Source organism: Vibrio sp. 10N.222.49.C9 (genome assembly GCF_041474985.1).
In the GTDB taxonomy this organism is placed as follows: Bacteria; Pseudomonadota; Gammaproteobacteria; order Enterobacterales; family Vibrionaceae; genus Vibrio; species Vibrio crassostreae_C.
On the sequence record NZ_JBFRVD010000011.1, the window covers coordinates 92350 to 107261 of the forward strand.

Annotated in this window: 11 protein-coding genes; 7 read left to right on the plus strand and 4 right to left on the minus strand. The window is 44.6% G+C overall.

Features of this window, described 5'->3' with window-relative positions; genetic code table 11:
• Positions 1-43 precede the first annotated feature (43 nt).
• Positions 44-2686 (minus strand): DNA topoisomerase (ATP-hydrolyzing) subunit A, encoded by a 2643-nt coding sequence (gene gyrA, locus AB4585_RS04680; RefSeq protein ID WP_017072500.1) that lies wholly within the window; start codon positions 2684-2686, stop codon positions 44-46.
• A 258-nt stretch (positions 2687-2944) separates the two neighbouring features.
• Between gyrA and ubiG the strand changes: the two genes are divergently transcribed.
• The 4 genes from ubiG to yfaE all read left to right on the plus strand — a co-directional run bounded on the left by ubiG (position 2945) and on the right by yfaE (position 7994).
• Positions 2945-3688, plus strand: coding sequence for a bifunctional 2-polyprenyl-6-hydroxyphenol methylase/3-demethylubiquinol 3-O-methyltransferase UbiG (gene ubiG, locus AB4585_RS04685; RefSeq protein WP_017060991.1), 744 nt, complete (start codon positions 2945-2947; stop codon positions 3686-3688).
• Positions 3689-4196: 508 nt separating this feature from the next.
• The gene (nrdA, locus tag AB4585_RS04690) at positions 4197-6479 is read left to right on the plus strand and encodes a class 1a ribonucleoside-diphosphate reductase subunit alpha (protein WP_017060992.1); all 2283 of its coding nucleotides are present in this window, start codon (positions 4197-4199) and stop codon (positions 6477-6479) included.
• A gap of 103 nt (positions 6480-6582) precedes the next feature.
• The gene (gene nrdB / locus AB4585_RS04695) at positions 6583-7716 is read left to right on the plus strand and encodes a class Ia ribonucleoside-diphosphate reductase subunit beta (protein ID WP_017063554.1); all 1134 of its coding nucleotides are present in this window, start codon (positions 6583-6585) and stop codon (positions 7714-7716) included.
• Positions 7716-7994, plus strand: a complete 279-nt coding sequence (yfaE, locus tag AB4585_RS04700) for a class I ribonucleotide reductase maintenance protein YfaE (RefSeq protein ID WP_010438115.1) — start codon at positions 7716-7718, stop codon at positions 7992-7994. The genes nrdB and yfaE overlap by 1 nt, the downstream gene beginning before the upstream one ends.
• A 172-nt stretch (positions 7995-8166) precedes the next feature.
• On the opposite strand, the gene napF is transcribed toward yfaE, so the two are convergent.
• The gene (napF, locus tag AB4585_RS04705; RefSeq protein ID WP_017060994.1) at positions 8167-8682 is read right to left on the minus strand and encodes a ferredoxin-type protein NapF; all 516 of its coding nucleotides are present in this window, start codon (positions 8680-8682) and stop codon (positions 8167-8169) included.
• The gene (locus AB4585_RS04710) at positions 8682-9248 is read right to left on the minus strand and encodes a molecular chaperone TorD family protein (protein WP_372155497.1); all 567 of its coding nucleotides are present in this window, start codon (positions 9246-9248) and stop codon (positions 8682-8684) included. Before AB4585_RS04710 ends, napF begins: the two co-directional genes overlap by 1 nt.
• A gap of 198 nt (positions 9249-9446) precedes the next feature.
• Here AB4585_RS04710 and AB4585_RS04715 point away from each other — a divergent pair, with 198 nt between their 5' ends.
• The 3 genes from AB4585_RS04715 to AB4585_RS04725 are packed head-to-tail and all read left to right on the plus strand — an operon-like array spanning position 9447 to position 13364.
• Complete coding sequence (locus AB4585_RS04715) at positions 9447-11885, plus strand: DmsA/YnfE/YnfF family dimethyl sulfoxide reductase (RefSeq protein WP_017069171.1); 2439 nt, start codon at positions 9447-9449, stop codon at positions 11883-11885.
• A gap of 11 nt (positions 11886-11896) precedes the next feature.
• Entirely contained in the window at positions 11897-12517 is a 621-nt protein-coding gene (locus tag AB4585_RS04720) for a DMSO/selenate family reductase complex B subunit (protein ID WP_004733360.1), read from the plus strand.
• 1 nt (position 12518) lies between these two features.
• The gene (locus AB4585_RS04725; RefSeq protein ID WP_372155496.1) at positions 12519-13364 is read left to right on the plus strand and encodes a dimethyl sulfoxide reductase anchor subunit family protein; all 846 of its coding nucleotides are present in this window, start codon (positions 12519-12521) and stop codon (positions 13362-13364) included.
• 174 nt (positions 13365-13538) lie between these two features.
• On the opposite strand, the gene AB4585_RS04730 is transcribed toward AB4585_RS04725, so the two are convergent.
• Positions 13539-14777, minus strand: coding sequence for a CinA family nicotinamide mononucleotide deamidase-related protein (locus AB4585_RS04730; protein ID WP_017069172.1), 1239 nt, complete (start codon positions 14775-14777; stop codon positions 13539-13541).
• Positions 14778-14912 lie beyond the last annotated feature (135 nt).

Below are 14912 nucleotides of genomic sequence, written 5' to 3' on the forward strand. Positions count from 1 at the left end.
GGCTCGGCTTTTTGTCTCAACTTCTATTTATAGAAGTGAAAGATTACTCAGTGTCTTGCTCGCTATCAGAAGCGTCTGATGCTTGCTCTTCACTTGATTCAGAAACGACTGCTGCTTCAGCGTTTGCTACTTCAGCTTCGCCTTCAACAACCTCAGCTTCTTCTACTTCGTCGATACGTTGTAGACCTACAACGTTCTCGTCGTCAGAAGTACGAATCAGTGTTACACCTTGAGTGTTACGACCAACTTGGCTCACTTCCGCAACGCGAGTACGTACTAGCGTACCTGCGTCGGTGATCATCATCATTTCGTCGCCTTCTTCAACTTGAACAGCGCCAACAACTGGGCCATTACGTTCAGAGACTTTGATAGAAACCACACCTTGCGTTGCACGGCCTTTCGTTGGGTATTCAGCTAGTTCAGTACGCTTACCGTAACCGTTTTGAGTCACAGTTAGGATATCGCCTTCGTTAGAAGGAACAATCAACGATACTACTTGATCGTCTTCTGGAAGCTTCATACCACGAACACCAGAGGCAGTACGGCCCATTGCACGTACTTTGTCCTCGTTAAAGCGAACAACTTTGCCCGATTTAGAGAACAGCATGATGTCGCTATCACCGTTAGTGATGTCAACGCCAATCAGTGAATCATCGTCACGTAGGTTAACTGCAATTAGGCCGTTAGCACGTACGTTTGCGAACTGATCCAGTGATGTCTTCTTAACAGTACCGTCACCCGTTGCCATGAAGATGAATTTCTCGTTAGAGAACTCAGAAACAGGCAGGATAGCCGTGATACGCTCACCTTCTTCTAGAGGAAGAATGTTAACGATAGGCTTACCACGAGCAGTACGACTTGCTAATGGCAGTTGGTAAACTTTCAGACGGTATGTCTTACCACGAGTAGAGAAACATAGGATGTTATCGTGAGTATTAGCAACAAGCAGACGCTCAATGTAATCCTCATCTTTCATCTTAGTTGCACTCTTACCTTTACCACCACGACGCTGAGCTTCGTAGTCGCTTAGGATTTGGTACTTAACGTAACCTGCGTTAGAAAGCGTTACTACAACGTCTTCTTGAGCAATCAGCTCTTCCATGTCGATGTCATGAACTGCCGCTGTGATTTCTGTACGACGCTCGTCGCCATAGATTTCACGTACTGCTTCAAGTTCTTCACGGATAACTTCCATCAAACGCTCAGTGCTTGCAAGAATGTGCATTAGCTCAGCGATTTCTTCTAGAAGGGCTTTGTACTCGTCTAGAATCTTCTCGTGCTCAAGGCCTGTTAGGCGGTGAAGACGAAGTTCTAGAATTGCTTGTGCTTGTGTTTCCGTTAGGAAGTATTGACCATCGCGGATGCCGTATTGGTCTTCTAACCAATCAGGACGAGCTGCGTCAGTACCTGCACGCTCAAGCATTGAAGCAACGTTACCAAGATCCCAACCACGAGACACTAAACCAACTTTAGCTTCTGCTGGTGTTGGCGCGCTCTTGATCAGTTCAATGATTTCATCAATGTTAGCAAGTGCTAGAGACAATGCTTCAAGGATGTGTGCACGGTCGCGTGCTTTCTTCAATTCGAAGATAGTACGACGAGTCACAACTTCGCGACGGTGGTCTACGAAGCACTTAAGCATGTCTTTGATGTTGAACAACTGTGGTTGACCGTTATTCAACGCAACCATGTTGATACCGAAAGTCGTTTGCAGTTGAGTTTGAGCGTATAGGTTGTTAAGAACCACTTCGCCTACTGCATCACGCTTACATTCAATAACAATACGCATACCGTCTTTATCAGACTCGTCACGCAGTGCACTGATGCCTTCTACTTTCTTATCTTTAACCAGTTCAGCAATCTTCTCGATCAAACGAGCTTTGTTTACTTGGTAAGGGATCTCAGTAACGATAATGGTTTCTTTACCATTCTTCTCTACTTCGATATCCGCTTTTGAACGCATGTAAACCTTACCGCGGCCAGTCTTGTAAGCATCTACGATGCCTTTACGACCACTGATAAGTGCTGCTGTTGGGAAGTCAGGACCAGGGATATAGTCCATTAGCTCATCAATAGTGATATCTTCATTATTGATAAATGCTAAACAGCCATCAACAACTTCACCAAGGTTATGTGGTGGGATGTTGGTAGCCATACCTACTGCGATACCAGAAGCACCGTTTACCAATAGGTTAGGAATTTTTGTAGGAAGTACTGCTGGAATTTGTTCTGTACCATCGTAGTTCGGTACGTAATCCACAGTTTCCTTATCAAGGTCAGCCAGGAGCTCGTGAGCAATTTTCGCCATACGAACTTCGGTATAACGCATTGCAGCCGCGGAGTCGCCATCGATAGAACCAAAGTTACCTTGGCCATCAACTAGCATGTAACGCAGTGAGAACGGTTGCGCCATACGAACAATAGTATCGTATACAGCACTATCACCATGTGGGTGGTATTTACCGATTACATCACCTACTACACGAGCAGACTTTTTATATGGTTTGTTCCAATCATTACCTAGTACATTCATCGCGAACAAAACGCGGCGGTGTACAGGTTTTAGGCCATCACGCACATCTGGAAGGGCACGACCAACGATGACGGACATCGCGTAGTCTAGGTATGAACCTCTAAGCTCATCTTCAATATTTACGGGCGTGATCTCTTTCGCTAGATCGCTCATAGAGCCATTTTCCCTCTATAGTCAGATCGTATTTTTGAATACGTATAAGACCGAAAAATATAACACAAATTTACCTACGGAGGCATCACTTTCCCTCTCCTTTTACCATCTTGTGACCCTTGTAGCCAATCAATTGATGAGAAATTGCACCTCCGCATCATATCTTGCTGAAACATGGTCACTTTACATCCAATAAACTAGCAAAATTGTAGATCTTCTGGTCAGCGCGAAAAGGCAAGTTATAATGCCTGCAATTTCATGGATGCATTATTTAACTTGGAAATGCCGATTATGACTAAATCACAGAACGTAGACCCAGCAGAAATCAAGAAATTCGAAGACATGGCGTCACGCTGGTGGGATCTAGAAGGCGAATTTAAGCCACTACATCAAATCAACCCACTGCGACTAAATTACGTATTAGAGAAGACTGAAGGCCTATTTGGTAAGAAAGTCCTCGATGTTGGCTGCGGCGGCGGTATTCTTGCAGAAAGCATGGCGGTTGAAGGTGCGATAGTGACAGGCCTAGACATGGGTAAAGAACCGCTAGAAGTCGCGCGCCTTCACGCATTAGAAACGGGCACCAAGCTCGATTACATCCAGAGCACTATCGAAGACCACGCAGAACAGAACCCACAGACGTACGATGTGGTAACGTGCATGGAAATGCTTGAACACGTTCCTGACCCACAATCTGTTATCACTGCCTGTTCGAAATTGGTGAAACCGGGCGGCCACGTGTTCTTTTCTACATTAAACCGTAATTTCAAATCTTACTTGTTTGCGATTGTTGGTGCAGAGAAGCTATTGAGGATCGTTCCAGAAGGCACTCATGAACACGAGAAGTTCATTCGCCCTGCTGAACTTATCAAGATGGTCGATAACACTCCGCTGCAAGAACTAGGGATTACAGGGCTGCACTACAATCCTCTTACGGACACTTATCGTTTAGGCACAAATGTAGACGTAAACTACATCGTCCACACGCAAAACTTTGGCTAAAAAATATCGGTAGCCCTACCGTAAAACCTTTTGTAAAAAAGACGAATGAAAAGAGTTGCAATTACCATAACTTTGCGACTTTTTTCAGTCTAAATTTCGTGCGCTAGCTTCCATTTTGACCACCTCGATTTAAATTTAATCGCCTAAAATCAATCGCCCATTTTGGCCAAAGATCAAGGAATTTTTTTTTATGGGCGTGCAAAAATAAAGCATCATTAAAAGCCGACTTTTATACAATCAAGTCACATATAACCTCATCAGTTAGTGGTCACTTACAGTTTTTTTTCAATCCACCACTTATCCACAAGCAACCCCATTTCTTTACCTTGAAAAATATCAGTTGTAGCACTATCTTGTAACCCAACAAACAAATGACCCCTATATGTTGTGTTTGAACTACAATGTATGGGTAGACCAAGATCACAAAGCCGAAACGTAATTTACAAAAATTACACAGAAATACACAAAAACACGGCCTTGTTCAGTTTTGTTAGGGAAATTAAGCAGAATGAACCAACAACTTACTGTTACCAAGCGTAACGGGCGCAAAGAAACGATCGATCTAGAGAAGATCCATCGCGTGATTACATGGGCAGCTGAAGGCTTGCACAATGTTTCTGTATCACAAGTAGAATTGAAAGCTCACATTCAGTTTTACGATGGCATCACCACTACTGACATTCATGAAACTATCATCAAGTCAGCAGCGGATTTAATCTCTGAAGAGACTCCTGATTACCAATATCTAGCAGCACGTCTGTCTGTATTCCACCTACGTAAAAAAGCGTACGGCGAATACGAGCCGCCTGCACTGTATGACCACGTTGCAAAACTGGTTGATATGGGTAAATACGATAGCCACCTTATGGAAGATTACACGAAAGCTGAATTCGAAGAGCTTGACGAGTACATCGACCACAAACGTGACTTAGACTTCTCTTACGCAGCGGTTAAGCAGCTCGAAGGTAAATACTTCGTGCAAAACCGTGTAACGAAAGAAATCTACGAGAGTGCTCAGTTCCTTTACATTTTAGTTGCTGCGTGTCTATTCGCTAAATACCCGAAATCGACTCGTCTTGACTACATCAAACGTTTTTACGACGCATCGTCTACGTTTAAGATTTCTCTACCTACACCGATCATGTCTGGTGTACGTACGCCTACTCGTCAATTCAGTTCTTGTGTACTGATCGAGTGTGGTGACAGCCTTGATTCTATCAACGCGACAGCAAGCTCAATTGTTCGTTACGTATCTCAACGTGCTGGTATTGGTATCAACGCAGGTCGTATCCGTGCGCTTGGTTCTGAAATCCGTAATGGTGAAGCGTTCCACACAGGCTGTATCCCTTTCTACAAATACTTCCAAACAGCAGTAAAATGTTGTTCTCAAGGTGGTGTTCGTGGCGGTGCAGCAACGGTATTCTACCCACTATGGCACGGTGAAGTTCAGTCTCTATTAGTACTGAAAAACAACCGCGGCGTTGAAGAGAACCGAGTTCGTCACATGGATTACGGCGTACAGCTGAACAAGCTTATGTACTCTCGCCTAGTTCAGGGTGGCAACATCAGCCTGTTCTCACCTTCAGACGTACCTGGCCTTTACGATGCGTTCTTCGAAAACCAAGACCGTTTTGAAGAGCTATACGTTAAGTACGAAAACGATCCTTCAGTGAAGCGTGAAACGGTTAAAGCCGTTGAGCTTTTCTCTCTGCTAATGCAAGAGCGTGCTTCTACTGGTCGTATCTACATTCAGAACGTTGACCACTGTAATACACACAGCCCGTTTGATTCTGAAGTAGCACCTGTTCGTCAATCGAACCTATGTCTAGAAATCGCGCTTCCTACTAAGCCACTTTCTAACGTAGAAGATGACGAAGGCGAAATTGCACTATGTACGCTTTCAGCATTCAACCTTGGCGCAATCAATGAACTGGACGACCTAGCAGAGCTTTCTGAGCTGGTTGTTCGTGCTCTAGATGCACTGCTTGATTACCAAGACTACCCGCTTCCAGCTGCATACAAGTCGACAATGAACCGTCGTACTTTAGGTGTAGGTGTAATCAACTACGCATACTACCTAGCGAAGAATGGTGTTAAGTACTCTGATGGCAGCGCGAATGGCCTGACTCACCGTACTTTTGAAGCAATTCAATACCACTTGCTAAAAGCATCTGTTGAACTAGCGAAAGAGCAAGGCCGTTGCCCATCTTTCCACGAGACCAACTACGCGAAAGGCCTACTGCCAATCGATACTTACAAAAAAGATATCGACTTAGTATGTGAAGAGCCACTGCACTACGATTGGGATTCTCTACGTGAAGAGATCATGGAGCACGGTCTGCGTAACTCTACGCTAACAGCGCTTATGCCTTCTGAGACATCGTCTCAAATCTCGAACGCGACTAACGGTATCGAGCCACCACGTGGTTACGTATCAGTGAAAGCATCGAAAGACGGCATCCTTAAGCAAGTGGTTCCAGATTTCCTAAATCTTAAAGAGAACTACGAGCTACTTTGGAACATTGGTTCTAACGACGGTTACCTACACCTAGTGGGTATCATGCAAAAATTCGTTGACCAAGCTATCTCTGCAAACACTAACTATGATCCAAGTGTTTACGACAGCGGTAAAGTACCAATGAAGAAGCTGCTTCAAGACCTACTAACAGCGTACAAGTACGGTGTTAAGACGCTTTACTACCATAACACTCGTGATGGTGCTAAAGACGACCAAGGCGATGCAGTTCAAGTGCCGGAAGAAGATTGTGAAGGCGGCGGTTGTAAGATCTAAACCGCAATAAACATTAAGACCCCAGAGAAGAGTTATCTTCTCTGGGTTTAAAGCATTAACAGGGTCCGTTTTATTACGGGTCTTTAAAGGATTTGAGGCATTTATGGCTTACAGTACTTTTTCTCAGCAAAAAAATGACCAACTAAAAGAACCAATGTTCTTGGGTCAGTCGGTAAACGTTGCACGTTACGACCAACAAAAATTCGAAATCTTCGAAAAGCTTATCGAGAAGCAGCTTTCTTTCTTCTGGCGTCCAGAAGAAGTAGATGTGTCTAGCGACCGTATCGACTACAACAAGCTTCCTGAGCATGAAAAGCACATCTTCATCTCTAACTTGAAGTACCAAACGCTTCTAGATTCAATCCAAGGCCGCAGCCCTAACGTTGCCCTACTTCCATTGGTATCTCTACCAGAAGTTGAAACTTGGATTGAAACTTGGTCTTTCTCTGAAACGATTCACTCTCGTTCTTACACGCACATCATCCGTAACATCGTGAATGATCCAGGCGTAGTATTCGACGACATCGTTGAAAATGAAGAGATTCTGAAGCGTGCTAAAGACATCGCTTTCTACTACGACGACCTAATCAAGCTAACGGCTGACTACCACCGCTACGGTGAAGGCAACCACAGCATCAACGGCGAAGACGTCAAGATTTCACTTCACGACCTGAAGAAGAAACTTTACCTATGTCTAATGTCTGTAAACGCACTAGAAGCGATTCGTTTCTACGTAAGTTTCGCATGTTCATTTGCATTCGCTGAGCGTGAGCTAATGGAAGGTAACGCGAAGATCATCAAGCTAATCGCTCGTGATGAAGCCCTTCACCTTACTGGTACACAGCACATGATCAACTTGCTACGCAATGGTCAAGATGATTTTGAATTCATGCAGATCGCTGAAGAGTGTAAGCAAGAGTGTTTCGACCTATTCAAAGAAGCGGCTGAGCAAGAGAAAGAGTGGGCAGAATACCTATTCAAAGATGGCTCTATGATTGGTCTGAACAAAGACATTCTTTGCCAATACGTTGAGTACATTACCAACATCCGTATGCAGGCTGTTGGCCTAGGTACGGCTTACCCAGCAGCAACGTCGAACCCAATTCCATGGATCAACGCTTGGTTGTCTTCAGATAACGTTCAAGTTGCTCCACAAGAAGCAGAAATCAGTTCTTACCTAGTTGGCCAAATCGACAACGAAGTAAAAGCTGACGACTTTGAAGGATTTGAGCTGTAATGCCAACAATCAAAATCAACAAACTGACTTCAATTGAATCTAACCCTTCAAACACTCTGTTGGAAACAATGGAACAAGCTGGGTTAGAGCCAGAATACAACTGCCGAGATGGTCACTGTGGCGCTTGCCGCTGCACGTTGGATTCTGGTGAGGTCGAGTACGTTGGTTTTGCTATGGCTTACACGCAAGGTAATGAGATATTGCCTTGTATCTGTAAAGCAAAGACTGAGCTATCGCTGAGTAACGTTATTCATAGAAACAAGCAAAAACGCGCATAAGCCAGCTGGCTTTAGGTCACTTTGTTCGAATATCGTCAATAAGAATCAAAAAAGGGTCCGCTTCCTTTAGGAATGCGGACCCTTTTCTATTTATGTCTTTAGGTATCTAAAGCAACTCGTCTATCACTCAACCAAATCTTCCTGTTGGCTTGTGTCATACAAAGCCAAACGTTTATTGCTGAGTCAGGTTAAGAGTCACAGAGCCAATATAACAAGCGCTTCGGCACTCTCCACAGCCGTTACACTTATCTTTGTCCACTGTAGGCAACTCTCCTACTTCGATGTGTATTGCACCAGCTGAACACGCCGTTTGGCATGCTGAACAGTCCATTTGCATGTAATTATTGCAGCTATCCGCAAAGCTCGGCTTGAGGTCGATATAAGGCGTGACCGTTGGATGAAGTGCGCCGGTCGGACACACTTCAGTGCATTTGTTACACATAGAACAACTGTTGTAATCCAAATTCAGCAGCGCACTGCCCTCTAGCATCTCAATAACGCTATTTGGACACGATTGTTCACACAATCCACAACCGTCGCAAAGACGCTCAAACAGCACCTCATCGACCGCTCTTGGCGGTCTTGCATGCAAGCGCTGTGATATCTCTTCATAATTCGCGGCTGCTTTAACCGGTTTAGAAAGTCGAGTTAAGAAACCGCGTCTATTTGAATTTATTTGTTCAGACATTAGTCGATATATAACTTTTTAGTAGCAACGTTTAAATTATATTCAGATATTAAGTACTTAAACCAATCTATTACATCAACCGATAGCTTTTTATAAAAAGATAACTCTGATGCTTTATTTAGTTTTTCTAAATAAACAGAAGACCAAGTTAATAAGTAACCCTCAAGTAATTCACCGGCTGAATTAATATTATTATTTTCTAACAAATACGCATGAGCGAATAACATTAAACCAAATTGATCTTCCGGCTCTCTTAACCCAGTGTCTAATTCAATCTGATTCAATTCTAAAAACTGGCGATACTCAACCGTAGAAGCACCAAACACAACGCGGTCTTTATCTAGGTACACAGAACCCCAAGGCGGAGCTGGCATGTCTCCAACGCCTTCAAACAGGCGGCTGAACTCTGCTGCGAGCGCATCTTCGTCTTCGCTTCTTAATGCCTGCAAGCATTCTTCAGAGAGTACTTCGCTCTCAACCAAAGCTTCGACAATGGTGATTAACTGTTCTTTACTTGTCGCTTGATAAAATAGCGAACCCAACAATTTATGCGTATCGATAATCATTATTATTTATATCCTTATAGGTTTAAAGATAATTATATTAATTAACTCATTTCATTCTTTGATCTATTTTATACATTCAATTCATAAACTTTAAATTCCACACTTATTTGATGCCAATCAATCAATAATTCGAAATAAATACATAAAGAACAAACTACCTATAAAGTGCTAGCTATCAATAGCAAAAGGCATCTTAGAATGACGAATAAGAAAGAATCTGGGGTAATGAATCTTACTCGAAGAGGCTTCATGAAAGCTTCCTCTGCAGTAGGTAGTGCAGCTGCACTTGCGGGCGGTATTGCATTACCTTTCAAATCCAAACCAGTAGCGGCTGCAGTTGCTGAAAATGTGGATGAGAAAATCGTATGGAGTGCATGTACAGTAAACTGTGGCTCTCGCTGCCCACTGCGTATGCATGTACAAAACGGTGAAATCAAATACGTAGAAACAGACAACACAGGCACTGACGAATACGGTCATCACCAAGTTCGTGCGTGTCTACGTGGTCGCTCGATGCGCCGCCGTGTTTATAACCCAGATCGCCTAAAGTACCCAATGAAACGTGTGGGTAAACGTGGTGAAGGTAAGTTTAAGCGTATTAGCTGGGAAGAGGCTTATGATGAAGTCGCTGGCACCATGCAACGCCTTATCAAAGACTACGGTAACGACACTATCTACCTAAACTACGGTACAGGTACGCTGGGCGGCACGGTTACTAAATCTTGGCCACCAGCTCAAACGCTGATTGCTCGTCTAATGAACCTAAGTGGTGGTTACTTAAACCATTACGGTGACTACTCAACAGCGCAAATCACGAAAGGCTTGAGCTACACCTACGGCGGTTGGGCAAACAACAACTCTTTCTCTGATTTAGAGAACACTAAACTTAACATTCAGTTTGGTAACAACCCTGCTGAGACGCGTATGTCTGGTGGCGGCCAGATCCACCACTACGTTGAAAGCAAAAACAAATCAAACGCAAGAACGATCATCATCGACCCTCGCTACACCGATACTGCCGGTGGCCGTGAAGATCAATGGATCCCAATTCGTCCTTCTACAGATGCGGCATTGGTAGCGGGTCTTGCACACGTGATGATCACTGAAGACCTTGTCGACCAACCGTTCCTAGACAAATACTGTGTCGGTTACGATGAGAAGACCCTTCCTGCATCAGCGCCTAAAAACAGCGACTACAAATCTTACATCCTAGGTTTAGGTGAAGATGGCGTAGAGAAGACACCAGAATGGGCTTCTAAGATCACGGGTATTCCAGTTGACACCATCGTTAAGCTTGGCCGTGAAATGGGCACAGCGAAACCATGTGCGATTCACCAAGGTTGGGGCTTACAACGCACTGCGAACGGTGAACTAGCGTGTCGTGCAATCGCGATGCTGTCACTGCTCACTGGTTCTGTGGGCGTATCAGGCGGTTCAACAGGCGCTCGTGAAAGCGACATCAACATTCCATTTGTGCGCTTCCCTACCGTGCCAAACCCAGTTGAAACGTCTATTTCAATGTTCATGTGGACAGACGCGATTTACCGTCACCATGAAATGACCGACATCACTGATGGTGTTCGCGGTGCAGAGCGCCTTAAGAACCCAATCAAGATGATCTGGAACTACGCAGGTAACTGCATCATTAACCAACACTCAGACATCAACAAGACTCACGCGATTCTTCAAGATGAAAGTGCGTGTGAAATGATTGTCGTGGTTGATAACCATATGACGTCTTCAGCGAAGTACGCCGATATCATCCTGCCAGACTTAACAACGTCTGAGCAAGACGACTGGTGTATGGACGGTAAAGCGGCGAACATGCCTTACTTCATCTACGCGCAGAAAGCGATTGAGCCTCAGTTTGAAGCAAAATCTATCTACGAGATGTGTACTCAGCTTGCGAAACGAATGGGCGTAGAAAAAGAGTTCACCGAAGGCCGTACTCAAGAGCAATGGATTGAGCACCTTTACGCAGAAACTCGTAAGAACGATCCAACACTGCCAACCTTCGAAGAGATGAAAGAGCTGGGTATCTACAAACGTAGCTACGACCACCACTACATCGCTTATGAAGATTTCCGTAAAGATCCTGAAGCGAACCCACTGACCACACCAAGTGGCAAGATCGAGATCTACTCAGAGCAACTGGCTGATATCGCGAAGACTTGGAAGCTTAAAGAAGACGAAGTGATTCACCCACTTCCGATTTACGCGGACTCTTTCGAAGGTCATAACGACCCACTAGCAGAGAAGTACCCACTTCAGCTAACCGGTTTCCACTACAAGGCTCGTACTCACTCGACTTACGGCAACGTTGCAGAAATCAAAGCAGCAGCACCGCAAGAGTTGTGGATCAACCCAATCGATGCAAAAGAACGTGGTATTGATAGCGGCGACATGGTGAGTATTTTCAACGACCGTGGCGAAGTACATATTCCAGCGAAAGTGACACCTAGGATTCTTCCTCGAGTTGTCGCACTAGGCGAAGGTGCATGGTACGCACCAGATGGTCAGAAGATCGACCATGCAGGCTCTATCAACGTGCTGACGACTCAGCGCCCGAGCCCACTTGCTAAGGGTAACCCTCAGCATACAAACCTAGTTCAAATCAAAGCGCTAAAGAAAGCATAAGGTAGGTTGGAATGAAACAATACGGCTTTTACATTGATTCAAGTAAATGCACGGGTTGTAAAACCTGTCAGCTTGCTTGTAAAGATTATAACGATCTAGACATCAAAACGAACTACCGTCGCGTATACGAATATGCCGGTGGTGGCTTCACTCAAGATGGTGATACCTGGGTTCAGAAAGATGTCTTTTCTTACTACCTATCTATCGCTTGTAACCACTGTACTAACCCAGCGTGTGTGAAAGTGTGTCCTTCGGGCGCAATGCACAAACGTGATGAAGACGGTTTGGTTGTGGTTGATGAGAGCGTATGTATTGGTTGTCAGCACTGTAGCAATGCGTGTCCTTACGGCGCACCACAATACAATGCTAAGAAAGGTCATATGACGAAATGCGATGGTTGTTACCAACGTGTTTCTGAAGGCAAACAGCCTATCTGTGTTGAGTCTTGCCCACTTCGTGCATTGGAGTTTGGTGAAATCAATACACTTCGTGAGAAGTACGGCTCTGGTGCGGATGTGGCTCCACTGCCATCTTCAACAGAAACGCTACCAAACATCGTGATTAAGCTGAACAAAAACGCGAAGCCGACTGGCGATACCAGCGGTCACCTAGCAAACCCGAAGGAGGTGTAAGATGATTTTTCATGAGTGGTCTTTAATCTTCTTTACGGTGCTGGCGCAAACTGCGGTTGGTGGTTACTTACTGATTGGCGCACGTGCACTGGTACTTGGTCATGACGAAGAGAAGCTGAACAGCTACAAGGTTCCAATGTTTATCCTATGGGCATTAATGGGGCTTGGTTTTATGTTCTCGACAACGCACCTTGGCTCTCCACTGCGCGCGTTTAACGCTTTTAATCAGCTAGGTTCGGCTTGGTTGTCTAACGAAGTGTTCTTCGGTGCGGCATTCTTCGCTGTCGGTGGCCTGCAATGGTTACTGTCGGTAGTCAAGAAAGGTGGCGTTGCTATCCAGAAAGCACTGATGGTTGGCGCGATGGTACTGGGTGTTATCTTCATGTACGCGATGATCAACGTATACATGATCAACACAGTACCGACGTGGGACAACATCTACACACCACTGAGCTTCATCATGACGATGGTTGTGGGTGGCTTTCTGTTATCTCAGTTCGTGATTGTATTCGCAAACGACAGCCGCTTTACGGTTGACCGTAACATCACCATGTTGGCTGTTATCGCTGTTGCTATCAGCTTGCTTGTGACAGTAGGAAAACTGAACCTAATCGGAGACATCCAAACTTCAGCGGCAAAAGCGTCTGAGTTAGTCGATGGTTTAGGTAGCTATGTGATTCTTCAAGTGGCACTGCTAATGGCAAGCTTGTTGATTTGGATTCTACCTATGCTGAACAAAGCAAAAGTGAACCCAGTTAACCTTGGCTTAGCACTAGTATTGTTCTTGGCTTCAGAGTTAATCGGCCGTGGTTTGTTCTACAGCCTACATATGACAAGCGGTTTGTAATCGAGTTCTTACAGACATGAGTTGCGTGTAAACATCGCTGCTTGTTTGGTTATCTAGAAGGCTAGATAAACAAAAGGCCCAACACCTATTTAGATGTTGGGCCTTTTTATTTCGTTTTTTCTAGCGTTTTTAATACAGACTTAGCGAGTTCGCTTACATCGTTAGCTTACATAGCTACTTAATGATAGCCGCTGGAATAAACATGTCTTTTAATCGCTTAACCGAAGAATAAGTACCAAACATCGGTTTGTTGTCTAAATGCCTTCTCAGCATATCGGCGGCAACGGTCTTAATCACGTTGCGTTGGTCTTCACGCGAGTACTGACGATAAAACTCAAGTACCTGCCCCCATTCGCCTGCTTCAGTCGACAATGCAACGCTGAATGTGTTGCCTTCCAGCTTACCAGTCACCAAAGCCAATTCAGTTCCGCACTTATCTCTTGTTGCTCCAGCCAGCGCAAAGGTCGCGGCTAATGGATCGCTCTTTTCAAGTTCGCTCTCTTTTGGCTCAGCCATCACCCATGAGTGTCCGAAGCAATCTTCTATCTGCTCATTCAATTGCAGCCACGCTGACAGTGAACCTTTGGTCGACACTTCAGACACAGATAACGTCTTCTTTTTTTCCGCCATGATGTGTCCAATATGGTCAATCATCGGCTCATCAACACTAACGACATTACTCTCTAGCAGCTTGTAAACCATCTGCAGAAGCTTAACGCGAGTTTCTAAGTCTGCCTTAGGACCAAACAGTTTGACCTCAATGAACGGCAGATAAGAGCGATAACCAAGTTCATAACCTTCTGGCAGCTTTAGTTGATCCAAAACATCAGAGATACCGGACTCAGACAAACCAAACGTAAACAGTCGACTGCATTCAGAGGCAACCACTTGAGGGTAGGTACACGACAAGTCAGGAAGAATCTCAAACGTCACCATGCGCTTGAATTCACTTGGTACACCCGGCGTGAAATAGAAAGTCGCATCGTTAATTTTCAGTTTGAAGCCACAAGCCGTCCCCACAGGGTTATCGACAATCTCTGAACTCGCAGGTAACAAAGCTTGTTTAAGGTTGCTGTCTGGCATTGGCATGCCACGTCCAGAGAACATCTCTTCCATACGAGCAAGCCATTCAGGGAACATGACGAGTTTCTGCTCGGAAGCAGCTGCAGCGGCGGCAGCACTCATATCATCGGTTGTCGGGCCTAAACCACCATTAACGATAACCACATCATAGTTAAAGCTCAGCATCAGCAGTTCTTCAACAAGAGCATTCATTTGATCACCCACAGTTGAGCGCTTAGCAAGCGCAAAACCATGCTGATAAAACTCAGCAGACATCCAAGCTGCGTTTGTATCTACAATGTCTCCATGAAGAACTTCTTCACCTGTGCTTAACATTGCGATTTTCGTCATATTTCTATCCCTTGTTGTCATAAAAAGACACTGCATTATTTACAAACTGGTCTATGGTTGAATTTGGAGCAATTCGCCTTTTTACTAATATTAATAATGTTAAACCTAAGGTTTTCTTAGGAAAAGCTATAAATT